This is a genomic window from Bradyrhizobium sp. KZN70725 (assembly GCF_055264925.1).
Window position 1 is genome coordinate 97,793 of record NZ_JBUYWT010000017.1, and the last position, 26,743, is coordinate 124,535.

Genomic DNA, 26,743 nt, shown 5'->3' on the forward strand with positions numbered 1-26,743 from the left:
GCAGTCCTCAACGCGAGCGGTATCCGCGCGCCGACGGAGTTGCGCTGACGCGCGTTCAGTCGGAGATTTTTCGATAGACCGCCGCGGCGTGGCGCAGCAGCCGGCTCTTGCGCTTCCGTTCGTGCACGCGCTGGTGCCTGGCCTTGCGCTCGTGGGCGCGTTGCGCGGGTGCATCGACGCTCTCGAGCAGCCCGCGACGGACCTCGTCATCGTTCAATTCGCCGAGCAATTGCTGTCCCTTGCGCAGATGCTTCAGGATGATCCGCCATGACGCGTATTCGTCGGGGGGCAAACCGCCCTCCGAGAACTCGATCGCGTAACGCAGCCGCTTGCTGGCGAGACGGACGCGGTGGCGCTTGTTCTTGCCCATGCCTTGCAGCCCGCGACTCTTCTGGCACAGCTTGCCATGCCACCGCGCCAGCCGCCGCGCGTGAAACACCGCGACCGGCACGGCTCGCCGCTGCGCGGCGCGAGGGTCCTGCCGCGTGGTCCAGGGGCCGCTGCCGACCCAGTCCCACATGCCGTCGAACCATCGCCAGTATCGATCGCTTTGCAACGCCTCCTTGAGCGCCTCGAACGCGTCGGTTCGCGCCGTCTGGAGCATGCCTTCTTCAGGCAGGCCCTTGCTGTTCTCGATCGCGACGTCGAGGTCGCGCGTGGCGCCGAGATGGGCGCTCAGCCATCTCAACTCGGATTTCAGTCGCGTCCATTCGGTGTCCGCCACCATCGGCCCATAGAAGGCGATCGCCGCCTTCAGCCGCGTCAGCGCGATACGGGTCTGGTGCAGCGCGGCGGAATCGCCGGAACTTATGGCCTCGTGATTGGTGGCGACTTCCTCGAGGCATTCGGACAGGATCAGGCGAAACGCGGTCTCACAGCGCATGGCTTCGCTTAGATGGCGCGGCCGCTTTGGGCGGACAACACGCTCCTTGGCCGGACTTGCCGCTAACGTCATGACACTCTCGTGACCCCGCCGGTGCCGCAACGCAACCGGGCGGCTCCCGGGTGGGAAGATTTCCCGTTTGATCGATGTCGATCAAGGATTTTCTGCCGGGCCGCAGTGCGACGATCCAGCGACAGGATCAAAATGTCGCAATCAACCCGTTGGCGGGAGCTCATTCCAGTCGATATGCAGGCCGGGCTTTTGAGGGAACACCATGGTTTCGAGCACGCCGCAAAACCAGCCAGCGGACTTCGCCGCAGCACCAGATATTTCGTGCACGAAGTATCTTGATATTTCGCGTGCGAAATATATAACGGACGGCATGAAAGCGGAACACCGGCTGATCTTTCTTCTGACCGTGGCCTATCGCCGGTTGCAACGCGCCATCGAGCAGGAGACGGCCACGCACGATCTGACGTCGGCCCAGGCCGGCGTGCTGTTCTTTCTCGGGCGCAATGACGGCGCGCTGATCGGCGACGTCTCGCAGGCGCTCGACATCGTGCCGTCGGCGATGAGCGGGCTCGCCGACCGGATGGAACGTGCAGGCCTCGTGAAGCGCCGCCGCGATGGCGAGGACGGCCGCAGCCAGCGGCTCCATCTGACCGCGGCGGGGCAGGAGTTCGGCAAACGCGCCGCGACGCGGACCAGGGCGATCAACAACCGTCTGATGGACGGGTTCTCGGACGCGGAGATCGACGTGGTGTCGCGCTGGCTGACCAGCCTGCAAGACAAGTTTCCGAAAGGCAAGGACAGCTAGAGCGTCTTCAAGCGAAGTGGCTACCGGTTCGCGTGAAGAAGACGCGTCAAGCAGGAAGCGAGCAACAGGAGTGAAGCATGAGTGAAGTGGTCGTAGCGCTGGACGGCGGTGTCCTCACCGTGACGATGGCGCGCCCGGACAAGAAGAATGCGATCACCAACGCGATGTATGGCGCGATGGCCGATGCGCTCGAGCGCGCGGAGGGCGATTCCGCGATCCGCGCCGTGCTGCTGCAGGGCGACGGCGACAGCTTTACCGCCGGCAACGATCTCGCCGACTTCGCGGCGGTGTCGCGCGGCGTGCAGGGCGAGCGCCACGTGACGCGCTTCCTCGCCGGACTTGCCAAGGCGACGCGGCCGCTGGTTGCCGCCGTGCAGGGCAATGCGGTCGGCATCGGCACCACCATGCTGCTGCATTGCGACCTCGTCTACCTCGCGCCGACTGCGCGGCTGATCACGCCGTTCGTCAATCTGGCGCTGGTGCCGGAGGCGGCCTCGACCTATCTGCTGCCGCAGCGCATCGGCTATGCGCGGGCCTATGCGATGTTCGCGCTCGGCGAACCGGTCGAGGCGGAGACGGCGGTCTCGATCGGCCTCGCCAACGCGGTTGTGCCGCTCGCGGACCTGCGCGCCAAGGCACGCGCGGCGGCGGACGCGCTGGCGAAGCGGCCGTTCGGCTCGCTCCAGCACACCAAGGCGCTGATGCGCGACCCCGCCAGGATCAGCGCGCAAATGGCGCGCGAGGGCGAGATCTTCCAGGAGCGACTGATGAGTGCGGAAGCACGCGAGGCCTTTGCCGCCTTTGCCGAGCGTCGCCAGCCCGATTTCTCCAAGATTACCGGTTAGGCCCGGAGCGTGGGCCGCCACGCGTGGGCGGCGCTATTGCTTTGGGGTTGACGGCCTCGCCGGCTTCGAACATCTCCTGTCGGGGCATAGCGCAACCCGGCGAGGCGAGGCATGAGCGACAGTCACACGCTGCGCGGCGAAGGAATCGCCGCGACCATTTCGGCGCAGGGCGCCGAATTGTCGTCGCTCAGAAATGCCGACGGGACCGAACTGTTGTGGCAGGCCGGCCCGCAATGGCCGCGCCATGCCCCCATCCTGTTCCCGATCGTCGGCCGCTTGAAGAACGATACGCTGCGCCACAACGGCAAGACCTATCCGATGACGCAGCACGGCTTCGCGCGGGATCGCCGCTTTGCCTGGGTGGAGCAGGGGCCCCGATCCTGCAAGCTTGCGCTCACCGACGATACGGAGACGCGTGCGCGCTATCCCTTCGCGTTCAGGCTCGAGGTCACCTATACCGTTGATGGCGCCGATCTCGATGTCGCCTTCGACATCGTCAACACCGGCGCCGAGACGCTGTCGGCCTCGCTCGGCGGTCATCCTGCCTTCAACTGGCCGCTGCTTCCGGGATTGGCAAAGGAGGCGTACGCGCTGACCTTCGCGAAGGATGAGCCGGCGCCGATCCGGCGGCTGACGGAGGGACTGATGCGGCAGCGATCCGAGCCAAGTTCGATCAGGGGCGGGGTGCTGGCGTTGTCCGAGCAATTGTTCGATGACGATGCCATGATCCTCGATCAGGTTGCGAGCGCGTCGGTTCGCTTTGCTGCTACGCAGGGACCCGCGATCGAGCTGTCCTGGCGCGGCTTTCGCGAACTTGGCATCTGGTCGAAGGTCGGTGGCGCGGCGTTCCTCTGCATCGAGCCGTGGTACGGTTTCGCCAGCCCTGTCGAATTCGATGGCGAGTTCGCCGGCAAGCCCGGCCTCATGCACATCGCGCCGGGTGCGCGGCAGTCACTGGGCTATCGCATTCGCGTGAGCTGACGAAAGAACAGGTCAATGGGTGCGGGGGCTGAGCGCACTGGTGATCGCGCCGACCGATGGCGGGTTCTCGTTCGCCCAGGCCTCATGCGCGGCCAGGTCGCGGTAATGTTCGGCCATGCGCAGCAGCCGCTCGCGGATGCCGGCATCTTCCTCGCCCTTGGCCTGATCGGTCAATTGCGCGGCGCGTTCGAGAAGCGTTTTCGGATCGATCACGACAGGCTCCAAATCCGGTTTTCGCCAAGCGGACAACCGTTACAGGCAAGCACAGTTCCTGCCATGGTTTGATGACGGCGCATTCAGAGCTGGAACAAGCCGAGTCCCGCCATCACATCGCGCTTGGTGCGCTCGGTGATCTCCCGGGCTTTCAGGGTTCCGCGCCTAATCACGTCAGCGACATGGTCGCGATCGCCTGCCAGCTCGGCGCGTCGGGCCCGGATCGGCGCGATCAGGGCTTGCAGGATGTCCTCCAGCCGCCGCTTGACCGCTGCGTCGCCGAGACCGCCGCGCCGATAGCGCGCCTTCAATTTCTCGACGGCGTGCTGGTCGTCATCGAACGCGTCGAGATAGCTGAAGACGACATTGCCCTCGATCTTGCCGGGGTCGCCGACACGCAGATGGTCGGGATCGGTGAACATCGCGCGCACCGCGGCCGTGATGTCACCGGGCGAGGCCGAGAGCGCAATCGCATTGCCGGCGGATTTGCTCATCTTCGCGCGCCCGTCGACGCCCGGCAGCCGTCCCGCGCGCGGTATGACGGCCACCGCCTCCTGCAGGAGCGCACGGCCGGCGAGCGCGTTAACGCGCCTGATGATCTCGTTGGTCTGCTCGATCAGGGGAGCCTGGTCCTCGCCGACCGGCACGACGGTGGCCCGAAACGCGGTGATGTCGGCGGCCTGCGCCACCGGGTAGCACAGGAAGCCCGCCGGGATGTCGCGTCCGAATCCGCGGGCGCGGATCTCGTCCTTGATGGTGGGATTGCGCTCCAGCCGCGCGACGGTGACGAGGTTGAGATAGAGCATCGACAATTCCGCGAGCGCCGGAAGCTGCGACTGCAGGCAGATCGAGGTTCGTTCGGGATCGATTCCGACGGCGAGATAATCCAGTGCGACCTCGATGACGTTGCCGCGGACCTTGCCGATGTCGTGCGCGTTGTCGGTCAGCGCCTGCATGTCGGCGAGCAGCAGGAACTGCTCATGGCTGTCCTGAAACGCGAGACGGCTTCTGAGCGAGCCGACGTAATGGCCGAGATGCAGCGGCCCGGTGGTGCGGTCGCCGGTGAGGATGATCGGTTTGGTCACGGCTTATCTCCATTCGTTTGAATGGGGACACCGCATGCGGGCTGGATGAGGTGAAAGAAAAAGGCCGCCCAATGCGGCGGCCCCGAAATGCATGAACGCGTTCGGCCCGCCTGTCAGTCGGCGAGCCACCAGAGATTGGCGATCAGGATCGAGCGGTTCATGGCGTGAGGCGTAAGGCAATCGAACGAGCCGGTCAAGACGGCATAGCCAGTTATTCTTCCACCCGGTTATGCTCGAGTAATCGCTCCCCTGTGCTCCTCCGAGAACACGTGCGCGTAAAGGTTGGCGATCCATTGCTTACCTTCCTGCGTGACCCGCAGATATCGAAGTGCGTCGCCGATATAGGGGCAGACGGCCTTCCAGAAGAAAGCAGGGTACGCTGCACGTAGATCATCGGGGGTCTGATATCCGAGTTTCTCGCTTGCGCCAGTCTCCCGAAATTCGGCAAACAAGGCTGACGTCTTCCGCAAATAGTCAATGTCGGCCAATTGGCCGATCAAATCCGCGGCACGAAGCAGGCCGGGATAATCCGCCGTACTGGTATGCTCCTCTTCCCCCGGTACCGGAAAGCGCGTGTGCTCGATGTTCGCCTCGATTTCCTTTGTGTCGATGGAGGTCAAGCTCACCTTGCCGAAACGCTCGCGGACAAAGAGCTTGGATCGTGTCACATGATAGGGGGTCAAGGATGCGTCCGTGGCTCCAGCAGATATCCGGACGCGATCACCGTTTTCGTTACAAACATAAAGTCCGTCCCGGTCGCCTCGACATACACCGCGTACATAGCCGATGTCGTGGCATAAGAGCGAAATCATGAAATGGAGCCAGTCGCGCGGCCTGACGCCGCCTTCGCTCGTATGCTTCCCGAGTAAAATGTTCTGTCCGACCAGCGTCACCATGATGGTGTGGTTCATGTCGTGGTAGGCCGCATCGCTATTGGCAATATTCTCCAACGCGAGGCGCCCAACGAAACCGATGATGTCCGGATAGGCGGGCTCGAGGATTCCGTAGATTTGGCCGTATGTACCCTTAAGCTGATCGACAAACGCTTGGATGACAATTTGAGTTGGGTTGAACATGATCGCCTCCAATGCGCGGATGCTATGCCGGTTTGGGTATTTCGTCACCGGGTTGTTGGTCCCGCGAATTGGGCCGGAGCCTGGTGGCCCGGAGGCCTGTCGAGCCCTGGTTTTGGGGGCTACCCGGGATGAGGCAGGGCTGAACCACCGCGGATGGCCCATCGCGATCAATGCAGCCGACCGCCAACGGTCCGCTGTGAGGTGCATACCGGATCTTACCGAGACCGGGCCAAGCGGTCGCGATTGGACCCGAAGCGGGCAGTGGGGCCAGAACGAGGGTGGACCGAAGCGCGCATGTATCCGCCCATGGCTCCCAACTTCCGTCAATTTTTGATCGCCATGTCAGATGTGGAAATTCTTGCCGAAGCGTGGCGATAGGAGTCACGCGATCAATGCTTTCATTCCAAGTGATTTGCAGGACGAGTAATGAAGAACGCAACACTGTTGGCCCTTGGTTTGTTGGCGGCGGGAGTTTGGTCACAAGACAGCGCGAGATGTCAGACCTCGCTTTCCCCTCCGCTTTCGCTTGCGCCGCCGCCGCCGGATGAGAGATCGGCATCTCCGGGCGCAACCAACAGCGTCTGGCCGCCGACGGCGACCGCTAAGAGTTCGGTACCGCCCCGGGCCGCTGAAGATTCTTTGCCACGCTCCACTGCCCCGCGATCTGCCACTGTCGAACACACGCCGGTAGAGTCAGGCAGCGCTTCGCCAGCACAAGTGATCGACAGGTCGCCGCCGTCGGCTAGACCGGTCCCCGATTACGATGGTTTTAGCGTCGGCATCGACGACGACACGTCAAGCCGGACGACGCGACCCGTCAGGTCACACCGGGCAAAGCAGCCCAAGCTCGATCAAGAAGCGGATCGTGTCTCTCGGCAGCAATCGGTCGATCCCGGGGACGATGACAAACTAAAGGGCAAGCTTACGATTTGCCGCGGCTGCAAGTAGCAGGCACCACTCCGGACGGACATTTGAATTGGCCCGTCATTTTGCGGGACACTTGCGATGCAAGAGTCCGGAGTTGGCCCATCGCGACATGTTCCGATGCTGCACAAATGACCGCTATAAGGACAACGCGGACGTAAGCTTCATCGCATGACGCCACTGTGTTTATGGTACGTGCCCTAGTTGAACGCCATGCCGCCGCTCATCGCGATGGTCTGTCCGGTCATGTAGGGATTGTTGACCAGCAGCATCACGGCTTGCGCGACCTCCTCGGCGGTGCCGAAACGGCCGACCGGGATGCGGCTGACCAGCTCGCTCTGTCCCCTCATCATGTCGGTCTCGATCAGCGAGGGCGCGACGGCGTTGACGGTGATGCCCTCCTTGACGAGGCGCGCGGCATAGCCGCGGGTCATCCCCTCCATCGCCGCCTTGGATGCGTTGTAGTGCGGCCCGATCGAGCCGGCGCCGCGCGCCGCGCCGGAGGAGATGTTGACGATGCGGCCCCATTTCCGGGTGCGCATCATCGGCAGCACCGCTTGCGTGCAGAGAAACGCCGATTTGAGATTGACCGTGATGGTGCGGTCGAAATCCTCCTCGGTGAGGTCGTCGACACCCCTGACGATCGCGATCCCGGCATTGTTGACGAGGATGTCGACCGGGCCGAGCTCGGATTTGGCGCGCTGGACCAGCGCGGTGACGGCGGCAGCTTCCGAGACGTCGGCGGCGATCGCGACGGCGCGGCCGCCGGCGGCAATGATGCCCTTCGCCAGCGTCTCCGCCTCGGCTGAGCGCTCGCGATAATTGATGCCGACGGCGGCGCCGGCATCCGCCAGCATCTTGACGATGGCCGCGCCGATGCCGCGCGATCCGCCGGTCACCAGCGCCACATGTCCGTGCAGACTGCTTGTTGTCATCAAGGTCACCCTGTTCGACGTCCCCTCGCAGGCTCGCAAACGGGAAGGCGCGGCGCAACGCAACTCTGCTCAAATCTGCGTTGAAGGCCGCTGCGCGGCGAAAAACCGGCTTCCGGGGCCGGAATCGGCCTTGCGTCCGGCCCGGGCCGGCGGCAATGGTTGGGACATCACTTCTTTGCGCACCCACGAGAGATCGATGAGCAAACTGATTGTCCGCGCCGGCGAGTTCACCTTTGACGCCCGTTTCGAGGAGCAGCTCGCGCCGAAGACGGTCGCCGCGTTCCGCAAGGCGATGCCGTTCGAGAGCCAGGCGATCCACGTGCGCTGGAGCGGCGAGGGCGTCTGGATGCCGCTCGGCGATCTCGACTTCGGCGTGTCCTACGAGAACCACACCAGCTATCCGGCGCCGGGCCAGATCATCCTCTATCCGGGCGGCATCAGCGAGACCGAGATCCTGCTCGCCTATGGCGGCGTGCACTTCGCCAGCAAGATGGGCCAGCTCGCCGGCAATCACTTCATCACGCTGACCTCGGGGCTGGAGAACCTCACCGCGTTCGGCAAGACCGTGTTGTGGAAGGGCGCGCAGAACATCCGCTTCGAGGAAATCTGATGTGACCGAGGCCCGCTATCCGCGCGATCTCCGCGGCTACGGCCGCAATCCGCCCGATCCGAAATGGCCCGACGCGGCGCGCATCGCCGTGCAATTCGTGGTCAATTTCGAGGAGGGCGGGGAGAACAACATCCTGCACGGTGATCGCGCCTCGGAAGCGTTTCTGTCCGACGTGCTCGGCGCGCAGCCCTGGGTCGGCCGGCGGCACGCCAATATCGAGACGATGTTCGAATATGGCGCGCGCGCCGGCTTCTGGCGGCTGTGGCGGATATTCACCGAGCGGAAGCTGCCGGCCACGGTGTTCGGCGTCGCGATGGCGCTGAAGCGCAATCCGGACGTCGTCGCCGCGATGCAGGAGGCGGGCTGGGACATCGCGAGCCACAGCCTGCGCTGGGTCGAGCACAAGGACATGTCGGAGGACGAGGAGCGCGAGGAGATCGCCCGCGCCATTGCCGTGCATGCCGAGGCGACCGGCGCGCGGCCGCTCGGCTGGTACACCGGCCGCTCCTCGATCAACACGCTGCGGCTTCTAATGGAGGCGGGCGGCCTGCGCTATCTCTGCGATTCCTATGCCGACGATCTGCCGTACTGGATCAAGGCAGCCGGCACCGAGCCGCATCTCGTGATCCCCTATACGCTCGATGCCAACGACATGCGCTTCATCAACGCGCAGGGCTTCGGCGGCGGCGAGGAGTTCTACACCTACCTGAAGGACAGTTTCGACGTGCTCTATGCCGAGGGCGCAACCTCACCGAAGATGATGTCGATCGGTCTGCATTGCCGCGTCGTCGGGCGTCCCGGCCGCGCCGCCGCGCTGATGCGCTTTCTCGACTACATCCAGAAGCACGAGCACGTCTGGGCGCCGACCCGGCTTCAGATCGCCGAGCATTGGCACGCCAATATGAAGCATCTCGCCGCGGAAGCGTTTGAGATCGGCTAGCGCCGGTGCCACTCCAGCCGAATTGACGCAACATCCTGCGCATTCGAATTGCATCGGGTGAATTGCTGCGTTGCACAGACGTCAGAAGCGATCCCGGATTCCACGCGTTAGCAGCCTGCAATGCGGGAGCAGGCGGGTTTCATGCAAGACGTCCAGGAGATCGTAACCGGATTGGAACACACATTTCGCTGGGTTCCGGATTGGGTGGTCGGCCTCGTCCTGATCACGGCTGCGATCGCCGTTGCGCTCATCGTTCACTCCATCGCGCAACGCATCGTCCATCGCATGGTGGGACCAAAGAATTCCGTCGCGCCGATGCTGCTTGACCGGACAGCCGGTCCGTCACGGCTGGCGCTGTGTCTTGCCGCCGTCGCGCTGGTGTTGCCATTGGCGCCGCTCAACGATCTGCTGCGGCTGACACTCAGCCATTTCTTCGGCGTCGCCGTCATCGCGCTGATCGGCTGGATCTCGATCCGCGCCGTCGACATGGCGTCGGCTAGATATCTCGATAAATTTCGCCTCGACGTTGCCGAGAATTTCCTGGCACGCAAGCACGTCACCCAGGTGCGCGTCTTCAAGCGGGTCACCGACACGCTGATCGTCATCATCGCGGTCTCCACCGCGCTGATGACGTTCGACTCGGTCAGGCAATACGGCGTCAGCCTGTTCGCCTCCGCCGGCGCCGCCGGCCTGATCGTCGGTCTTGCCGCAAGGCCGTTGCTGAGCAATCTGATCGCCGGCGTGCAGATCGCCGTCACCCAGCCGATCCGGATCGAGGACGCGGTCATCATCGAAAACGAATGGGGCTGGGTCGAGGATATCGCCTCAACCTATGTCGTGATCCGGCTGTGGGACTGGCGGCGCATGGTGGTACCGCTGTCCTATTTCATCGAGCGCCCGTTCCAGAACTGGACGCGCGACGCGCAATCCCTGATCGGTGCGATTGCGCTGCATGTTGATTATAGCGCCGACGTGCCGGCGATCCGCAAAAGGCTGGAGCAGGCGGCGAAGGAGTCGCGGCTCTGGGACGGCGCGGTGGTCAATCTGCAGGTGATCGACACCCACCCGCGCACCATCGAGCTGCGCGCGCTGATCAGTGCACGGAATGCACCGCAATCCTGGGACCTGCGTTGCGAGATCCGCGAGAAGCTGCTGGCGTTCATCCGTGACGAGATGCCAGACGCGCTGCCGCGCGATCGGGCGATCCTGGCGCCCGCGGTCGATGATTTCGGCCGGGCGTTCCTGCGCGGAGCGCCGGCACGGCAGCGCGCGGCGGCGCCGGCGCGCAGCTGATCCGTGATCCGCTCTAGTGCCCTGCCATGTGCCGGCCGATCTCGGTGAGATCGGCCTCGCTGGCGCGGGCCTCATGCACGAACGCGCCGTGGAACATCACGACCAGCCGGTCCGACAGCTCCAGCAGCTCGTCGAGGTCCTCGCTGACCAACAGCACCGCCGCGCCCCGGTTGCGGGCGGCCATGATCTCGGCGTGGATCTGCGCCACCGCCGCGAAGTCGAGCCCGAAGCAGGGATTGGCGGCGATCAGCACCTCGACGTCGCCCGAAAGCTCGCGCGCCAGCACCGCGCGCTGCACATTGCCGCCCGACAGCGCCGCGATCGGCGTCTCCGGCGTGCGGGTCTTGATCTTGTAGCGGTTGATCTTGCGCTCGGCGTCGTTGCGGAAGGCGGCACGGTTCAGCCACCAGCCGCCGCGCGCGAACGGGGCGCGATCGAACTCGCGGAATGCGATGTTGTCGGCGACGCTCATGCCGCCGACGCAGGCGTTCTTCAGCGGCTCTTCCGGCAACAGCGACATCCTGTGGCGCCGCATCTCCGCGCGGCTCGCCGCATAGGTCTCGCCCTGGACGCGGATCACGCCGCTCTCGGCCTCGCGCTGGCCGGCCAGGACCTCCACGAGCTGGCGCTGGCCGTTGCCGGAGACGCCGGCGATGCCGACGATCTCGCCGCTTTTCACGGTCAGCGATACGCCGTGCACGGCAATCGCGCCGGCATCGTCAAGCGCGGTGAGCTTGTCGAGCTCGAGCCGGGCCGCTCCGGTCTCGCCGGTGCGCGGCGGTTGTACCGTCAGCTGTTCGGCGCCGATCATGGTGCGGGCCATCTCGTCCGGCGTCAGCTCGGCGACCCGGCCGCTGCCGGCAAGCTTGCCGCGACGCAGGATGGTCACCTCGTCGGCAAAGGCCATCACCTCGCGGAACTTGTGCGTGATCATCAGGATGGTGAGCTCGCCCGCGACCACCATCGCGCGCAGCATGCCGAGCACCTCGTCGGCTTCGCCCGGCGTCAGCACCGAGGTCGGCTCGTCCAGGATCAGGAAGCGGCGCTTCAGGTACAGCTGCTTAAGGATCTCGCATTTCTGCCGTTCGCCGGCGGAGATGTCGGAGACCTTTGCATCGAGCGGCACCTTGAACGGCATCCGCGCCAGGAAGGCCTCCAGCTCCTTCTTCTCCTTGCGCCAGTCGACCACGGCAGGCACGTCGTCGCGCGCCAGCACCAAATTCTCGGCGACCGTCATCGCCGGCACTAGTGTAAAGTGCTGGTAGACCATGCCGAGCCCGAGCGCATGCGCGTCCTTCGGATTGGCAATGGCCTGCTGGCGGCCGCCGACGAGGATGTCGCCTTCGGTGGCGTGGTAATAGCCCATGATGCATTTGACGAGCGTGCTCTTGCCCGCGCCATTCTCACCGAGCAGCGCGTGGAACGAGCCGGGACGCACCTTGAGCTCGACATTGTCGAGCGCTGTAAAATCGCCGAACCGCATCGTCATGGCGATGGCGTCGACGCCGAACGCGCCTGATGGTGCGGGCGGCTCGCCGATGATCACGACAGCGCCCCGATCAGGTCGGCGGATTTGGTCACCGCGCCGAACACGCCGCCCTGCATCTTGATCATCTTCAGCGCGTGGTCGTGATTGCCCTTGTCGGTCGCGCCGCAACAGTCCTCGACCAGCACGCATTCGAAGCCGCGATCGTTGGCCTCGCGCATCGTGGTGTGAACGCAGACATCGGTGGTGATGCCGGTCAGCACGATGTTCTCGATGCCGCGCAGCCGCAGCATCAGTTCGAGGTCGGTGGCGCAGAACGAGCCTTTTCCGGGCTTGTCGATAACAGGTTCGCCCGGCAGCGGCGCGAGGTCGGGAATGATCTCCCAGCCGGGTTCGCCGCGCACCAGGATGCGGCCGCAGGGGCCGGGGTCGCCGATGCCGGCGCCGATCTGGCGCGAGCGCCAGCGCTTGTTGGCGGGCAGGTCGGCAAGGTCGGGGCGGTGCCCCTCCCGCGTATGGATGATGTGAAAGCCCTGCGCGCGCATCACCGCGAGCAGCTTCCTGATCGGCTCGATCGGCGCCCGGGTCAGCGAGAGGTCGTAGCCCATCTTGTCGACATAGCCGCCGACGCCGCAGAAATCGGTCTGCATGTCGATGATGATGAGCGCGGTATTCTGCGGCCGCAGATCGCCATTGTAGGGCCAGGCGTAGGGCTCGGACTTGATGAAGCGCTCGGGCATGAAATGATCTTTCGAGATGCTATCGGGTGATGGACAATTCGGCGGGCGCGCCGGTCAGCGTGCGCTTCGGCGAGCAGGTGATGATCATGATCGCGAGCGTCAGGATGTAGGGCGCGGCGTTGAACAAATGATAGCCGGAGGTGATGCCGACCGATTGCAGCGCGGGCCCGAGTGCGGCCGCGCCGCCGAAGGCGAGCGAGGCCCACAGGCACAGCATCGGGTCCCAGCGCGCGAAGATCACCAGCGCCACCGCGGTGATGCCCTGTCCCGAGGAAAGGCCCTCGTTCCAGCTGCCGGGATAGAACAGCGACAGGAACGAGCCGCCGATGCCGGCGAGGAAACCGCCGACCATGGTGGCGCGCAACCGGATCAAGAGCACCGAATGGCCCATCGCGCGCGCCGCATCGGCGCTCTCGCCGGCGGTGCGGATCAAGAGGCCCCAGCGCGTGGTCCTGAAGGCCCAATAGAGCAGCGGCGCGATCGCGACGCCGATCAGGAACAGCACGTTGATGCGCAGCGCCGCGCGGACCTGCGGGATGTCGCTCCACCAGCCGAAATCGATCGCGGGCAGCCGGGCCGCCGTCGGCTCGATCAGCGGCTTGCCGAGGAAGAACGCGAGGCCGGTGCCGAGCAGCATCAGCGCGATGCCGACCGCGATGTCGTTGACGCGCGGCAGCGAGCAGATGCCGGCATGCAGCGCGCCGAACAGCGCGCCGGTGATGCCGGCCGCAAGCACGCCAAGCCACGGCGAGCCCGACAGATAGGAGATGCCGTAGGCGCTCATCGCGCCCATCACCAGCGTGCCCTCGAGGCCGAGATTGATGCGGCCACTTCGCTCGGTGATGCACTCGCCGAGGCTGACGAACAGGAACGGCGTCGAGACGCGGATGGCGCCGCCGAACACGGCGAGCGGAACGGTCCAGAGCCCGAGCGATGCATCCGCCATGTCAGGACTTTCCCTTCAGGAAGCCGATGCGCCCGTAGAGCGCGTCGCTGGCCAGCACGAACACGAAGATGATGCCTTGCAGCACCAGCACAGAGGCGTCGGGCAGACCGAGCCGCCGCTGCAACAGGCCGCCGGAAGCCGAGATGCCGCCAAGCAGGATCGCCACCGGAATGATCGCCAGCGGATTCTGCCGTGCCAGGAACGCAACGAGGATGCCGGTGAAGCCGTAACCCGCCGCGAGGTTGGCGTTGGTGCGGCCCTGCACCGCCGCAACCTCGATCATGCCGGCAAGCCCGGCGCAACTGCCGGCGAGGAAGCACACGGTCAGGATCAGTTTGCCGACACTGAGGCCGACGATCTTGGCGGCGCGGATGTTGCCTCCGGCGACGCGCGCGGCGAAGCCGAAGGTGGTGTGATAGATCAGGATGTAGGCGGCGATGGCGGCGACGAGGCCGAACACCAGGCCCCAATGCACGTCGGTGCCGGGAATGGTGCCGATCATGTTGGCGGCGCCGATCTCGCGCGTCGACGGCTTGTTGAGGCTCGCCGGATCGCGCATCGGCCCCTCGACCAGATGGTTCAGAATCGCAAGCGCGATATAGACCAGCAGCAGGCTCGAGATCGTCTCGTTGACCCCGCGATATTGCCGCAGGCCGCCCGACAGCGTGATCCAGAGGCCGCCGCCGATCATGCCCGCGATCACCATGGCGATCTGCACCACGATCGGCGCCGCGCCCTGCAGCGCCAGCGCCGCCGCGGTCGCCGACAGTGCGCCGATCAGAAGGGCGCCTTCGCCACCGATGATCACCATGCCGAGCTGCGCCGGCAGCGCCGTGCACAGCGCGGTCAGGATCAACGGCGCGGCGCGGGTCAGCGTGTTCTGCCAGGAGAAGGCGGTGCCGAACGCGCCGTAATACATGTAGAAATACAGATCGAGCGGGTTCTTGCCGTAGAGCGCGACAAAGCCGCCGAACACCGCGAGCGCGCCGACCAGCGCCGCGCCCGGGATCAGGATGTATTCGATGCGCGCGCCGTGGCGCTGGAGGAATCCGGGATCGGCGGCCGGAGCGATTCCGGCCGCCTCCACCGATTCCGCCGTCTCGGTCGTCACGCGGTGGCTCCGATCACGCCCTCGACGAGATAGTCCATCTTCTCGAGTTCGGGATCCTGCTGACCGCGATCGGTGCCGGAAGCGATCACCGTCTTGCCCTTGTTGTCGACGAGCGGGCCCTTGAAGATCGCGAACTCGCCGGACATGAACTTGGCCTTGACGTCGTCGGCATGCTTGCGCGCCTCGGCGGACACCATCTCGCCATAGGGCGAGACCTTGACGATCTCTTCCTTGAGGCCGCCGCGATAGAAGTTCGGGATCGCTTCGCCCGCGGTGATCATCTTGACGAATTTCGGGTAGAGCACCTCCCAATTCCACTCGGCGCCGGTGAGATAGGCCTTCGGCGCCAGCGGCGACTGGTTGACGTGATAGCCGCATACAAGAGCGCCGCGGCGCGCGGCGTTCTCGACCATCGTCTTCGGTCCGTCGACATGGCAGGTTAGCACGTCGACGCCCTGGTCGATCAGGCTGTTGGTAGCCTCGGCTTCCTTGACCGGCATCGACCAGTCGCCGGTGAAGATCACCTGCGTGGTCGCCTTCGGATTGGCGAGCCGGGCGCCGAGCGTGAACGCGTTGATGTTGCGCAGCACCTGCGGGATCGGCTTGGCGGCGACGAAGCCGAACTTGCCGCTCTTGGTCGAATAGCCGGCCACGATGCCGGAGATGTATTGCGCCTCGTCGATATAGCCGAAATAGCTGCCGGCGTTCTTCGGGTCCTTGTCGGACCACAGGCCGCCGCAGTGCTCGAAGCGCAGTTTTGGAAACTTGCCCGCCATCTTGAGGACGTGCGGGTTGTAGTAGCCGAACGAGGTCGGGAACATGAGCGTGGCGCCGTCGAGATTGATCATGGACTCGATGGTCTTCTCGACTGCATCGGTCTCCGGCACCTTTTCTTCCTCGACCACCTTGATGCCGGGAAGCTTCTTCACCGCCGCGGCTCCTTGCGCGTGCGCCTGGTTGTAGCCGTAGTCGTCGCGCGACCCGACATAGATGAAGCCGATCGTGGTTTCCGCTGCCGCCGCGCCCCGAATGCCGAGCGTGCTGCCGAGCGCCAGTGCGGCGCTGCCCTGCAATAAATGCCTTCTTGAAATCCTGCCAAAATCCATCGCTCGCTCCCTCCGGCGGGTCCGGCCCGCCTGTCCCTGTCGCAGCCGCCTGACGGCGGAGCTTGGGGGAAGTGTCGCAAGCTTCATGCCAGAGCATGTTTGGCGATCAGTCTTCCGTAAATGATTGAATGTACGTGAGAATGGTGATCGGTCCCGGAACGCTCGGAAGTCGATTGAGATCGATTTGCCTATTTTGTGAGCGATCGATCGCTGTTGTATGCAATGCCGTTAAGCAGTCGATAACCGCCGGACAGCCGGTGCGAGCCCGGTCGGGGCCGGTGCACGAGGCGCCAATTGCCGGCTGGTGAATCGGATCGGGCCTGCTACGAGTGAAGCGGGCTCCGCCGGCCACGTTGGACTGATGGGAAACAGCATGAGCGAGACAAAACCGTCCTCGAAATCGTCTTCCCTTGGCGAAGAGATCGTGGCGCGGATCGATCAGCTCGCGACGATCTCCGAGACGCCGGAGCATCTGGCGCGAATCTTCCTCACCGACGAGCATCGCAAGGCGGCCGATCTCATCCTGTCCTGGATGCGCGAGGCCGGCATGAGCGCGCATCTCGATGCGATCGGCAATGTCTGCGGCCGCTACGAGCGCGAGCGGCCGGGGCTGCCGGCGCTGATGCTCGGCTCGCACTACGACACCGTGCGCGACGCCGGCAGATGGGATGGCCCGCTCGGCGTCATCACCGCAATCGCCTGCGTCGCCGATCTGAACCGCCGCGGCAGGCGGCTGCCGTTTGCGATCGAGATCGTGGGCTTTGCGGACGAGGAGGGCGTGCGCTTCGCCTCGACCCTGCTCGGCAGCCGCGCGGTCGCCGGCACCTTCGACGAGAGCGTGCTCAACACGCGCGATCGCGCCGGCACGTCGATGCGCGACGCGCTGATCCAGTTCGGGCTCGATCCCGATCACATCGGCAAGGCGGCGCGCGCCCGCCGCGAACTGCTCGGCTATGTCGAGCTGCACATCGAGCAGGGTCCCGTGCTGGAAGAGAAGGCGCTGCCGGTCGGCGTCGTCAGCGCGATTTCGGGCGCGACCCGGCTTGCCGCCAGTCTCACCGGCGTCGCCGGCCATGCCGGCACGGTGCCGATGAAGCTGCGGCGCGATGCGCTGGCGGGTGCTGCCGAATGCATCGTTACGATCGAGCAGTTTTGCAGGTCCGACGAACAAGGCCTCGTCGGCACCGTCGGCTATGTCAACGCGATGCCGGGCGCCACCAATGTGATCCCGGGCAAGGTGTCCTTCACCATGGATATCCGCTCGCAGAACGACATGCATCGCAAGCGCGCCGTCGCCGACATCGTGCGGCAGATCGAGGCGATCGCAAAACGCCGCGACCTCGCCTTGCAGATCGACGTCACCCACGAGAACCGCAGCGTGCCCTGCGCGCCGTGGCTCAAGGCGCAGATCGCCGAGGCCGTCGCGGCCGAGGGCTATGCCGCGTTCGAGCTGCCGAGCGGGGCGGGGCATGACGGGATGGCGATGGTGGATGTCGCCGATATCGGCATGATCTTTCTGCGCTGCCGCGGCGGGATCAGCCACAATCCGGCCGAGCATGTCGAACTCGCCGATGCCGACATCGGCGCGCGGGTGCTGCTGCGCGTCGTCGAGAATTTTCGTCCGCACGTTGCAGTGAATAGCTAAAATTGCGCGCTTCGCAGGCCTGCGCCGAGGGGCGCTTGCTGCCCACGTTGCGTCAGCACGCCGCAGGCACTGGTCAGGGGCCGCTGCCGGCCCGACCCATGCCTGATCCGGACAGATCAGACCACCGTTTCCGGCTCAGCTGGCCTATTTGCGGGCCGGGCGTGAAGCGCTAGACTTGGTGCAACGGGGGGTAGTGGACATGAGGTCGTCCGTCGTCCAGGACGTTCAGTTCCCAAAACAACCGGCGCTGCAGCTGATCTATGACACTGCACCGATCGGGCTCGCCTATCTCTCACCGGATTGCCGTTACCTTCAGATCAACCAGCGGCTCACCGAGATCTGCGGCATTTCGGTCGAAGGTCACCTCGGGCGCACGGTGCATGATTGCGTGCCCGCGCTGGCTTCGGCCGTCGAGGGTATCGTTCGCTCGATCATGGAGACCGGAGAGCCCGTCACCGACGTGGAGGTTTACGGCCAGCGCCCCGGCCACAATGACGAGCGATGCTGGATCACGCATTGGCATCCGCAGCGCGAACCGAACGGCAGCATCGTCGGCGTCAACGTTGCGGCCGAAGAGATCACCGATCGCAAGCGCAGCGAACGCGAGATCCGCGCCGCGCGCGATGCAGCCGAGAAGGCCTTGCACCATCTGCAGGAGACCCAGGCGTCGCTGATCGAGGCGGAAAAGCTCGCGGCGCTGGGCCGGCTGGTGGCCGGCGTCGCGCACGAGATCAACAGTCCGGTCGGCACCAGTCTCACCGTCGCCTCGGTGCTGGAGCAGAAATGCGCCGACTTCGCTGCCGAGGCTGCGCGCGGCAAGCTGAAGCGATCCAGCCTGAGCGATTTCATCGAGGTCGTCGAAAGCGCCTCGTCGCTGCTTGTCGGCAACCTCAAGCGCGCGGCAGACCTGGTGCAATCGTTCAAGCAGGTGGCCGTCGATCGCAGCTATTTCGACCGGAGCCAGTTCGATCTCGGCGCGGCGACCGAGCAGGTTCTCTCGAGCCTGCGTCCGGCCTTGCCGAAGAACAACCTGGCGCTCGAGGTCGATTGCCCGCCCGGTCTTGCCATGAACAGCTATCCTGGCCCCTACGGCCAGGTGCTGACCAACCTGTTCGTCAATTCGGTGGCGCATGCGTTTCCGGATGGCAAGGGCGGCATCATCGCGATCCGGCTCCGCGCCTCAGGCGCGGACCAGGTCGAGATCCTGTTCGCCGACAACGGTTGCGGGATGGATCACGACGTGCTGCGGCAAGCCTTCGATCCATTCTTCACCACGCGCCGCGATATCGGCCGTATCGGGCTTGGTCTGCACATCGTTCATAACATCGTCACGAACCGGCTGGGTGGAGAGCTCCATCTCAACAGTGCACCGGGCATGGGGACACGCATGCGCATCACGCTGCCACGCGTGGCGCCGCAGCGCGTGACCGATAGTTGATGGCTACAGGCGACGCCGAGAAGGAAATGCTCCCCGGCTTTCTGGCCGGAAAACGTCCTTCCAAGTAACCGCCGCAAAAGGCATTCCACTACCCTTGCTTCCGCCCCCGTCGTCGCGACATTCTCAGGATATTCCTGATGGTCACGACGATGAGCCAATCCGCATTCGATCCCTTCGGCGAGCCGGTCCCCGCGGTCGATCCTTCGATCGCGAGCGAGAGCGTGTCGAAATGGCTGAAGACCGCGGGCACCAGCGTGTTCTGGGTGCTGGTGGTCGGCATCGTGCTGGCACGGGCCGTCTATTTCGAGCCCGGCGTGTTCAGTTTCGAGCATGCCGTTGCCTGGGCGCAGGGTCTGTTCGCCGCGCTCTAGCCGCAGGTCCGCGCGGCGCCGTCCTGGCCCTTTGCGCCTCCCGGATGATCCCCTCGAACGCGACCGCCGCTGGCACCTCGAGCCGGCCGGGCGATTTCAGTTGCCAGAGCGTGCGCTCGATATGGATGCCCTTGATCGGGATCACCTTCAGCTTTCCGAGCTTCACTTGATCGTCGATCGTTGCGATCGACACGATGGCGACGCCGACGCCTGATGCCACCGCCTGCTTGATCGCCTCGGTGCTGCCGATCTCGAGCGTCCGCTGCGGCTCGACGTGGTGGGCCGCCAGCGCCTGCGCGACCACCTCGCGCGTGCCTGAGCCGGGTTCCCGCACGATCAGGATCTCGTCGTTCAGCGACCGGATGTCGATCGGCCCCTGGACCGCTGCGAAGCGATGATCCGGACCCGCAATCAGCGCCATCACGTCGGTACGCCAGGCTTCGCTGACCAAATTCTCGTCCTCGACCGGTCCCTCGACCAGCGCGATCTCGATCTCGTGTCCCAGCATCAGCGCGGCGATGTCGCTGGTGTTGGCGCTGACGACATGCAGATCGATGCCGGGAAAGGCGCGGTGGAACACGCCGAGATATTCCGGGATCATGTAGGTCGCGATCGTGGTGCTGGCACCGATCCGCAGCGAACCGCTGTCGAGGTTGCGCAGCGCCTGCAATTCGTCCTCGGCGGCGCGTTCGGCCGCGAACAGCGTCTCGGCATGCCGCGCCAGCGCCGCGCCCTCCCGGGTCGACCGCACCCCCTTCGGCGTGCGGTCGAGCAGCCGGCAGCCGACCTGCAGCTCGAAATCCCGCACGCCCTTGGAGATCGCCGGCTGGCTGATGTGCAGGAGGTCGGCGGCGCGGGAGAAACTTCCGGTCCTCGCCACGGCCGCGAACAGGCGGAGCAGATGCAGGTTGAGGGACATAACTTCTCTCTATCGGGGCAGTCCGAAAATATATTAGCCAAGAGGTGTGCCTTGGCGCATAAAATCTTCTCCGAAAAGAGGATTTTGTGCCGGAACAAGAACAAGACCAGGGGCAGAAGCAGGGGGCGCTGCGGCGCATATTCCAGCTCATTCCGGGGATTCTGCTCTGCGGGGTCGTCACGGTCATCTCGCTCGGCATCCAGGCCGCCGAGGAGCGCGTTTTCGACCATCCCTATATCGAGGCCCTCGTCGTCGCGATCCTGCTCGGCATCGCGGTGCGCACCGCCTGGGAGCCGTCGGCGCGCTGGCGCTCGGGCATTGCCTTCAGCGCCAAGCAGCTGCTTGAGGTCGCGGTGATGCTGCTCGGCGCCTCCATCAGCTTTGCCGCGATCGTGGCGTCGGGCGGGCTGCTGATCGGCGCCATCGCGGTGACCGTCGTGATCATGCTGGCGGTGAGCTATGGCCTCAGCCGGATGCTGGGGCTCAAGACCAAACTCGCGATCCTGATCGCCTGCGGCAATTCGATCTGCGGCAACTCGGCGATCGCGGCGGTGGCGCCGGTGATCGAGGCCGATGGCGACGACATCGCCTCGTCGATCTCGTTCACCGCCATTCTCGGCGTGCTGATGGTGCTCGGCCTGCCGCTCTTGATCCCGCTGCTGAAGCTGACGGCGACGCAATACGGCATCCTCGCCGGCCTCACCGTCTATGCCGTGCCGCAGGTGCTGGCAGCGACCGTGCCGGCGGGCATCGTCAGCACCCAGATCGGCACGCTGGTCAAGCTGGTGCGGGTGTTGATGCTGGGCCCGATCGTGATCGGCCTCTCGCTGCTGGTGGCGCGGCGGCGCAAGGCCGGCGCCGCCAGGGAGGGCACCTCGAAGGCCGCCTCGATCAGCCCGTTCAAGCTGGTGCCCTGGTTCATCATCGGCTTCCTGGTGCTGGCCGCGTTGCGCTCGTTCCAACTCGTGCCCGATATCGCGATCGCGCCGGTGACCAAGACGGCGGCGATCCTCACCGTCGTCTCGATGGCAGCGCTCGGGCTCGGCGTCGATGTCCGCGTGCTCTCGACCGTCGGCGGCCGGGTGACGGCCGCCGTCACGCTGTCGTTGATGCTGCTGCTGGGCTTGAGCATCGGCCTCGTGCACTTCTTCAAGTAGAGCATGATCCGGAAAAGTGTGGAGCGGTTTTCCGAAGAGATCATGCTCACATCAAAGGGCCGGCTACTCGGCGGCCTTCGCGGTCTTGCCGAACATCCGTGTCGGTGCGGGAAAGCCGCAGGACGTGCCGTCGGTGATCTTGACCTGATCTTCCCAAGGCAGGCGGAAGCGGCCGGACACCATGTCCTGCATGAACGTGTAGGGGCAATCCATCGCACCGCCCTTCACCGCGACATAGCCGCGGTGCCAGAGCTGATAGATGTTATTCTCGACGCCCCAGTTGATCCGCGCCTCGCGCACGAGGTCGGGCCGCACTTCGGCGGTGATGATCTCGTCGGCCCGTCCCGTGGTGCCGTGCGCGATGATGCTGCCGTCGAAATTGACGATCATGCCTTCGCCCATCGAGTCGAACGACCCGTCCGAGCCGCACATGCAGACATTGGCCGTCACCATCAGGTTCTGGAACGCGTTGGCCTGGTTGGTGAAGCGCCAGCTGTCGCGGATCGGTGCGGTGTAGCCCGCGGTGCGGATCATGATCTCCGCGCCCTTGTAGGCGCATTCGCGCGCCATTTCCGGGAACATGCCGTCATGGCAGATGATCAGCGCGATCTTGGCGCCTTTCGGTCCGTCGATCACGGGAATGCCGATGTCGCCGGGCTCCCACGGCTCGACCGGAATCCAGGGATGGAATTTGCGGTAGTAGAGCTTGATATCGCCGTGATCGTCGATGATCAGCCCTGAATTGTAGGGGTTGCCGTGCGGGTTGAACTCCATGATGGAGAAGCAGCCCCAGATCTTGTTCTCGATGCAGGCCCGCTTGAAAGCCGCGACTTCAGGCCCGTCGAGCCGGCACATGATCTCCGGGTTGGTATCCATCGAGAGGCCGTGCAGCGAGTATTCGGGGAACACGACGAGGTCCATGGTTCCGAGGTTGCGCCGCGCCTTGCCGACCATCCATACGATGCGCTCCGTCTGCCGTGCCAGGTCGGACCTTGTCGCAACCACAGGCAACTGCAGCTGCACCAGTCCGATCACCACGCCATTTGGTGATTTGTTGAGACCGCCAAGTCCATTCATGCCTGTCCTCCCGCCTGTTTGAAATGGGCTGTCATTTCGCGAACGATGGTCTTCGTTCGGTCGGGCTCCCAGCTAGCAACGATCATGCCAGCAAGATCGCAGAATGCGCAAATGCAGCGTACGGTCACATGCTGATCGGGATCGCCGCGATGCGCCGCATCATTGCGCAATGGCACGCGGTTTGCTTAATCAAATGCGGGTTTTCTCGCATTCGGGGCGTGCGTCATGGCGAATTCAAGCGGGACGATCGCGGCGGAGCCGGCGCCGATCACGCTCGACTGGAGCAGGACCGCGCTCGTCATCATCGACATGCAGCGCGATTTCATGGAGCGAGGGGGCTTCGGCGAGACGCTCGGCAATGACGTCAGCCGGCTTGCCCGCGCGGTGCAGCCGATCGCCGCGGTGCTCGCGGCGGTGCGCGACGCCGGGCTGCTCGTGGTCCACACCCGCGAGGGCCATCTGCCCGATCTCTCGGACGCGCCGCCGGCGAAGGTCGAGCGCGGCGCGCCGTCGCTTCGGATCGGCGATCCCGGACCGATGGGACGAATCCTGATCCGCGGCGAGGCGGGGCATGACATCATTCCCGAGCTCTATCCGCTCGACAGCGAGATCGTGATCGACAAGCCCGGCAAGGGCGCGTTCTACGCCACCGAATTCGGTGACATCCTGCAGAAATACGGCATCGAGAATCTCCTGGTCTGCGGCGTCACCACCGAGGTCTGCGTCAACACTACGGTGCGCGAGGCCAACGACCGCGGCTACCGCTGCGTCGTGATATCAGACGGCTGCGCGTCCTACTTCCCGGAATTCCACGAGATGGGCCTGAAGATGATCAAGGCGCAGGGCGGCATCTTTGGTTGGGTCACCGATTCAGCTGCCGTGCTGGAGGCGCTCGGGGACTAGCCGCCTTTCACCGCACCCGCCGTCAGTCCCGCCACGATCTGCCGCTGCGCCATCACGGTGAGCAGCAGCACCGGCGCCGTCACGATCAAGGCGGCGGCGGCGAGCGGGCCCCAGCTCAGCTGGTCGAACGAGATCATGTTGTAGACCGCGACCGGCAGCGTGCGGGTCTCACGCCCGGCCAGCACGATGCCGAACACGAAATTATTCCAGGAGAAGATCACCGCGAGGATGAAGGCAACCGCAAGGCCGGGCTTTGCGATCGGCAGCGCGACATGGCGGAACACCTGCCAGCGCGTCGCGCCGTCGATCAGCGCAGCTTCCTCCAGCTCCAGCGGCGTGGTCTCGAAATAGCCGATCATGATCCAGATCACGATCGGCACCGTGACCACGAGATGGATGATGATCTGCGGCACCAGCGTGCCGAGCAGGCCGAGCCACTGGAACAGCAGGAACAACGGGATCAGATACGACAGGCCCGGCGTGATGCGCGCGATCAGGATCACGATCGCCGATTTATGCGCCGCCATCCGCGCGATGCCGTAGCCGGCGGGCACGCCGACCAGCATCGCAAGCCCCGTGGCGCAGCCGGTGACCACAAGGCTGTTGCTGAAATAGGTCAGGAACCGGTTGGACGCGAACACGTCGGCATAGTTCTTCCAGGCGATATGCTCCGGAAAGAACACCGGCGGATAGGAGGCGTTGTCGATCTCGAATTTGAGCGACAGCGAGGCCATCCAGAGGAAGAACAGGATCGCCGGCGAGACGATGACGAACACCGACAGCCAAAGCCCGATCCGCCCGAGAATCTGGCGCGGGTTCATGCCTCGCCCCCGAGTTCAGATGTCCACAGCAGGCGCTTGCGCAAGTAAAGCAGCAGTGCCGCCAGCGCCACGATCAGGAGGAAGAACACCACCGCGATCGCCGAGCCGTAGCCGAGGTCGTAATAGACGAAGGCGACGCTGTAGAGATAGACGTTGATGGTCTCCGACGCCGAGCCCGGCCCTCCTTGCGTGATCGCGAAGATGATGTCGAAGCTTTTCACCGCGTCGATCATGCGGATCATGCCGGCGATGAACAGGAACGGCATGATCAAGGGCAGCGTGATGAAGCGGAACACCTGCCAGAAATTGGCACCGTCGATCTGCGCGCTCTCGTAGGGTTCGGTCGGGATCGCGGCGAGGCCGCCGAGCACGATCAGCATCACCAGCGGCGTCCATTGCCAGGTCTCGACCAGCACCAGCGAGGGGATCACCGTCGCCGGGTTGAACACCCAGAGCTGCGGCGGCAGCCCGACCAGCGACAGCAGATAGTTCAAGACGCCAAGCTGCGGGTGGAACATCATGGTCCACACCAGCGCGATCGCCACCGGCGTGGCCATCATCGGCATGATGAAGATGCCGCGCAGGAAACCGCGCGCGGCGAATTTCTGATGGAATACCACCGCCGCCAGCGTGCCGAACACCAGCGGCAACAGCACTGACAGCGCTGTATAGGACAGCGTGTGCCCGACCGCCTCGACGAAGCGCGGATCGGTCGGCAGCCGCAGATAGTTCGCGAGCCCCACGAACACGGTCGGCGAGCCGACCTTCCATTCCTGCAGGCTCATCCAGATCGTGAAGACCCACGGAAAGATGATCACCGCCAGCACCACGACGAGCGCCGGGATCACGAACGGCCAGTACGACGGCGGACGCCATTCACGCGCCGGGGCGGCGTCTCCAGAGCCTGCGGCTCTGGACTCTTGCTTTGACGCGTTTTCTTCACGCGAACCGGTACCCACTTCGCTTGAAAACGCTTTGCTGGCCGCCGCCGGCTCAGTCTGTGTCACCACGCTCACGCTTTTTCGCTACGCTCCAGGATGGGGCGGAATTGCTCGTGCGCCTTTTTCAGCTCGGTGGCCGGATCGGCGCCCGACAGCGTCGCGGTCAGCGCGGCGCCGACGATGTCGCGGAATTCGGCGACCGGGATGATGACGGGCAGGCCGAGCTTGGAGATCTTGGCGGAGTCAACCACCGACTGCAGCCATTCCTTGGTCTTCACGCCCTTGGCGACTTCGGCATCGTCGACGATGGAGTTGCGGAACGGCACGCCGCCGCCGGCTTGCAGCAGGCGCGCGCCCTGTCCGCGCGAGACCACCCATTGGCAGAGCAGATAGGCGGCTTCCTTGTTCTTGCTCGCCGCGGCGATGCCGACGCCGTCGCCATAGGTCGAGGAGAACTTGCCCTTGGGACCGGCGGGTACCAGCGTGTAGCCGACCTTGCCGACGACGCGCGAGGCGGCGGGATCTTCCAGCGGCGGCGCCCAGCCGTCGGCGTCGATCCACATCGCGGACCTGCCCTGCGTGAAGGACGCCATCGACTCCATCCAGTTGAAGCCGGCGACGCCGGGAGGCGCGCATTTCGTCAGCAGGCGCTGATAGAGCTTGGTGGCTTCGATCGCCTCGGGGCCGTCGGTCAGGATGTTGCCCTTGGCATCGAGGAATTCGCCGCCATAGTTCAGATAGAAGTTGGTCCACATCGCCATGTTGGCGTTGCGCAGGCCGCGGCCGACGAAGCCGTAGATGCCTTCCTTCGGATCGGTCAGCTTCTCGGCCGCGATTGCCATCTCCTCGAGCGTCTTCGGGACCTCGACGCCCTTCTTCTGGAACAGCTCCTTGTTGTAGTAGAGGATGAAATAGTCGACCGACCATGGCAGCGACAGCATCTGGCCCTTGTCGTTGCGGGCATATTGCAGCCCGGCCGCCGAGAAATCGCTCTCGACGAGGTCCGGCGGCGTCATGCTCGGATCCTTCAGAAAGCCCGACATGTCGGCGAGCCAGCCGGCCTTCTCGAACTGCCGCTTCTGCACGTGATAGCTGAGGTGCACGACGTCGAAGCTCGGCTTGCCCGAGGACAGCTCGATCACGCATTTCTGGCGCTGCTGCTGCTCGGGGATCTGCTCCGACTCGACCTTGATGCCGGTGAGCTCGGTAAATTCCTTGATGTATTTTTGCAGATTGTCGCCGCGCGGCCCCTTGGCGAGAATCACCTCGAGCGTGGTGCCGGAATATTTCTTCCAGTTGACGTCGGCGCGGGCCGGAAATCCGGTCAGTCCAACCGCGCCGGCGGCCGCGGTGCCGGCCAGCATCTGCCGGCGCGAGATCAGGTGATGCGACATGTTTCTCTCCCTGGACGGTTCTTGTTTGGGAGAGATACTAGCGCCTCAACTTTCTGTGCCTAGTCCCACATGCGCGGCGCCGTTGC

26 protein-coding genes are annotated in these 26,743 nt (G+C 64.7%); 11 read left to right on the forward strand and 15 right to left on the reverse strand.

The window, feature by feature from the left end:
* Positions 1-55 precede the first annotated feature (55 nt).
* Positions 56-955 carry a CHAD domain-containing protein gene (locus ACZBJS_RS18605; protein ID WP_253587520.1) on the reverse strand — a complete coding sequence of 300 codons (900 nt, stop codon included), beginning with the start codon at positions 953-955 and terminating at the stop codon, positions 56-58.
* 310 nt (positions 956-1,265) lie between these two features.
* On the opposite strand from ACZBJS_RS18605, the gene ACZBJS_RS18610 reads away from it, so the two are divergent.
* From ACZBJS_RS18610 to ACZBJS_RS18620, 3 genes are all read left to right on the forward strand, one after another.
* On the forward strand, positions 1,266-1,700 hold the full coding sequence (locus ACZBJS_RS18610) for a MarR family winged helix-turn-helix transcriptional regulator (protein ID WP_057015246.1): 435 nt from the start codon (positions 1,266-1,268) through the stop codon (positions 1,698-1,700).
* 77 nt (positions 1,701-1,777) lie between these two features.
* Positions 1,778-2,545 carry an enoyl-CoA hydratase-related protein gene (locus ACZBJS_RS18615; RefSeq protein WP_076824424.1) on the forward strand — a complete coding sequence of 256 codons (768 nt, stop codon included), beginning with the start codon at positions 1,778-1,780 and terminating at the stop codon, positions 2,543-2,545.
* Between the two features lie 111 nt (positions 2,546-2,656).
* Positions 2,657-3,526, forward strand: a complete 870-nt coding sequence (locus tag ACZBJS_RS18620) for an aldose 1-epimerase family protein (protein WP_463438971.1) — start codon at positions 2,657-2,659, stop codon at positions 3,524-3,526.
* Positions 3,527-3,538: 12 nt separating this feature from the next.
* Here the strand turns inward: ACZBJS_RS18620 and ACZBJS_RS18625 are convergent, their stop codons facing one another.
* The 4 genes from ACZBJS_RS18625 to ACZBJS_RS18640 form a co-directional block, all read right to left on the reverse strand.
* Entirely contained in the window at positions 3,539-3,739 is a 201-nt protein-coding gene (locus ACZBJS_RS18625; RefSeq protein WP_057015248.1) for a hypothetical protein, read from the reverse strand.
* A gap of 83 nt (positions 3,740-3,822) precedes the next feature.
* The gene (gene trpS, locus ACZBJS_RS18630) at positions 3,823-4,824 is read right to left on the reverse strand and encodes a tryptophan--tRNA ligase (RefSeq protein ID WP_463438972.1); all 1,002 of its coding nucleotides are present in this window, start codon (positions 4,822-4,824) and stop codon (positions 3,823-3,825) included.
* A 227-nt stretch (positions 4,825-5,051) separates the two neighbouring features.
* Positions 5,052-5,900: an Npun_R2479 family HD domain-containing metalloprotein gene (locus ACZBJS_RS18635; RefSeq protein WP_076824479.1), complete on the reverse strand. Its 849-nt coding sequence runs from the start codon at positions 5,898-5,900 to the stop codon at positions 5,052-5,054.
* A gap of 1,124 nt (positions 5,901-7,024) precedes the next feature.
* The gene (locus tag ACZBJS_RS18640; protein WP_316398471.1) at positions 7,025-7,759 is read right to left on the reverse strand and encodes an SDR family NAD(P)-dependent oxidoreductase; all 735 of its coding nucleotides are present in this window, start codon (positions 7,757-7,759) and stop codon (positions 7,025-7,027) included.
* Between the two features lie 196 nt (positions 7,760-7,955).
* Here ACZBJS_RS18640 and ACZBJS_RS18645 point away from each other — a divergent pair, with 196 nt between their 5' ends.
* The 3 genes from ACZBJS_RS18645 to ACZBJS_RS18655 all read left to right on the forward strand — a co-directional run bounded on the left by ACZBJS_RS18645 (position 7,956) and on the right by ACZBJS_RS18655 (position 10,602).
* Positions 7,956-8,369 carry a DUF3830 family protein gene (locus ACZBJS_RS18645; protein WP_016843084.1) on the forward strand — a complete coding sequence of 138 codons (414 nt, stop codon included), beginning with the start codon at positions 7,956-7,958 and terminating at the stop codon, positions 8,367-8,369.
* 1 nt (position 8,370) lies between these two features.
* Positions 8,371-9,309: an allantoinase PuuE gene (puuE, locus tag ACZBJS_RS18650; RefSeq protein ID WP_057015251.1), complete on the forward strand. Its 939-nt coding sequence runs from the start codon at positions 8,371-8,373 to the stop codon at positions 9,307-9,309.
* Between the two features lie 141 nt (positions 9,310-9,450).
* Positions 9,451-10,602, forward strand: coding sequence for a mechanosensitive ion channel family protein (locus ACZBJS_RS18655; protein ID WP_253640429.1), 1,152 nt, complete (start codon positions 9,451-9,453; stop codon positions 10,600-10,602).
* Between the two features lie 13 nt (positions 10,603-10,615).
* Here the strand turns inward: ACZBJS_RS18655 and ACZBJS_RS18660 are convergent, their stop codons facing one another.
* The 5 genes from ACZBJS_RS18660 to ACZBJS_RS18680 are packed head-to-tail and all read right to left on the reverse strand — an operon-like array spanning position 10,616 to position 15,991.
* Positions 10,616-12,148 carry an ABC transporter ATP-binding protein gene (locus ACZBJS_RS18660; protein WP_316398469.1) on the reverse strand — a complete coding sequence of 511 codons (1,533 nt, stop codon included), beginning with the start codon at positions 12,146-12,148 and terminating at the stop codon, positions 10,616-10,618.
* On the reverse strand, positions 12,145-12,828 hold the full coding sequence (gene biuH, locus ACZBJS_RS18665; protein WP_057015253.1) for a biuret amidohydrolase: 684 nt from the start codon (positions 12,826-12,828) through the stop codon (positions 12,145-12,147). The genes ACZBJS_RS18660 and biuH overlap by 4 nt, the downstream gene beginning before the upstream one ends.
* 19 nt (positions 12,829-12,847) lie before the next feature.
* Entirely contained in the window at positions 12,848-13,774 is a 927-nt protein-coding gene (locus ACZBJS_RS18670) for an ABC transporter permease (protein ID WP_018270387.1), read from the reverse strand.
* Between the two features lies 1 nt (position 13,775).
* Complete coding sequence (locus ACZBJS_RS18675) at positions 13,776-14,885, reverse strand: ABC transporter permease (protein WP_092082494.1); 1,110 nt, start codon at positions 14,883-14,885, stop codon at positions 13,776-13,778.
* On the reverse strand, positions 14,882-15,991 hold the full coding sequence (locus ACZBJS_RS18680) for a BMP family ABC transporter substrate-binding protein (protein WP_463438973.1): 1,110 nt from the start codon (positions 15,989-15,991) through the stop codon (positions 14,882-14,884). The genes ACZBJS_RS18675 and ACZBJS_RS18680 overlap by 4 nt, the downstream gene beginning before the upstream one ends.
* 373 nt (positions 15,992-16,364) lie before the next feature.
* On the opposite strand from ACZBJS_RS18680, the gene ACZBJS_RS18685 reads away from it, so the two are divergent.
* The 3 genes from ACZBJS_RS18685 to ACZBJS_RS18695 all read left to right on the forward strand — a co-directional run bounded on the left by ACZBJS_RS18685 (position 16,365) and on the right by ACZBJS_RS18695 (position 19,445).
* The gene (locus ACZBJS_RS18685; RefSeq protein WP_463438974.1) at positions 16,365-17,636 is read left to right on the forward strand and encodes an allantoate amidohydrolase; all 1,272 of its coding nucleotides are present in this window, start codon (positions 16,365-16,367) and stop codon (positions 17,634-17,636) included.
* A 199-nt stretch (positions 17,637-17,835) separates the two neighbouring features.
* Positions 17,836-19,074, forward strand: coding sequence for an ATP-binding protein (locus ACZBJS_RS18690; protein WP_463438975.1), 1,239 nt, complete (start codon positions 17,836-17,838; stop codon positions 19,072-19,074).
* A 137-nt stretch (positions 19,075-19,211) separates the two neighbouring features.
* On the forward strand, positions 19,212-19,445 hold the full coding sequence (locus tag ACZBJS_RS18695; RefSeq protein ID WP_463438976.1) for a hypothetical protein: 234 nt from the start codon (positions 19,212-19,214) through the stop codon (positions 19,443-19,445).
* Here ACZBJS_RS18695 and ACZBJS_RS18700 read toward each other — a convergent pair.
* Positions 19,393-20,364 carry a LysR substrate-binding domain-containing protein gene (locus ACZBJS_RS18700; RefSeq protein WP_463438977.1) on the reverse strand — a complete coding sequence of 324 codons (972 nt, stop codon included), beginning with the start codon at positions 20,362-20,364 and terminating at the stop codon, positions 19,393-19,395. The genes ACZBJS_RS18695 and ACZBJS_RS18700 overlap by 53 nt on opposite strands.
* A gap of 86 nt (positions 20,365-20,450) precedes the next feature.
* On the opposite strand from ACZBJS_RS18700, the gene ACZBJS_RS18705 reads away from it, so the two are divergent.
* Positions 20,451-21,521, forward strand: a complete 1,071-nt coding sequence (locus ACZBJS_RS18705) for a YeiH family protein (protein ID WP_463438978.1) — start codon at positions 20,451-20,453, stop codon at positions 21,519-21,521.
* Between the two features lie 63 nt (positions 21,522-21,584).
* Here the strand turns inward: ACZBJS_RS18705 and ACZBJS_RS18710 are convergent, their stop codons facing one another.
* Positions 21,585-22,598 (reverse strand): formamidase, encoded by a 1,014-nt coding sequence (locus tag ACZBJS_RS18710; protein ID WP_229191501.1) that lies wholly within the window; start codon positions 22,596-22,598, stop codon positions 21,585-21,587.
* 225 nt (positions 22,599-22,823) lie between these two features.
* Here ACZBJS_RS18710 and ACZBJS_RS18715 point away from each other — a divergent pair, with 225 nt between their 5' ends.
* Positions 22,824-23,501 (forward strand): cysteine hydrolase family protein, encoded by a 678-nt coding sequence (locus ACZBJS_RS18715; RefSeq protein ID WP_076824447.1) that lies wholly within the window; start codon positions 22,824-22,826, stop codon positions 23,499-23,501.
* Here ACZBJS_RS18715 and ACZBJS_RS18720 read toward each other — a convergent pair.
* From ACZBJS_RS18720 to ACZBJS_RS18730, 3 genes are read right to left on the reverse strand one after another with little or no spacing between them, the layout of a single operon-like run.
* Positions 23,498-24,322 carry a carbohydrate ABC transporter permease gene (locus ACZBJS_RS18720; protein ID WP_038383999.1) on the reverse strand — a complete coding sequence of 275 codons (825 nt, stop codon included), beginning with the start codon at positions 24,320-24,322 and terminating at the stop codon, positions 23,498-23,500. The genes ACZBJS_RS18715 and ACZBJS_RS18720 overlap by 4 nt on opposite strands.
* Complete coding sequence (locus tag ACZBJS_RS18725; RefSeq protein WP_057015282.1) at positions 24,319-25,281, reverse strand: carbohydrate ABC transporter permease; 963 nt, start codon at positions 25,279-25,281, stop codon at positions 24,319-24,321. Before ACZBJS_RS18725 ends, ACZBJS_RS18720 begins: the two co-directional genes overlap by 4 nt.
* 53 nt (positions 25,282-25,334) lie before the next feature.
* The gene (locus tag ACZBJS_RS18730; RefSeq protein ID WP_092082514.1) at positions 25,335-26,657 is read right to left on the reverse strand and encodes an ABC transporter substrate-binding protein; all 1,323 of its coding nucleotides are present in this window, start codon (positions 26,655-26,657) and stop codon (positions 25,335-25,337) included.
* Positions 26,658-26,743: the final 86 nt, after the last annotated feature.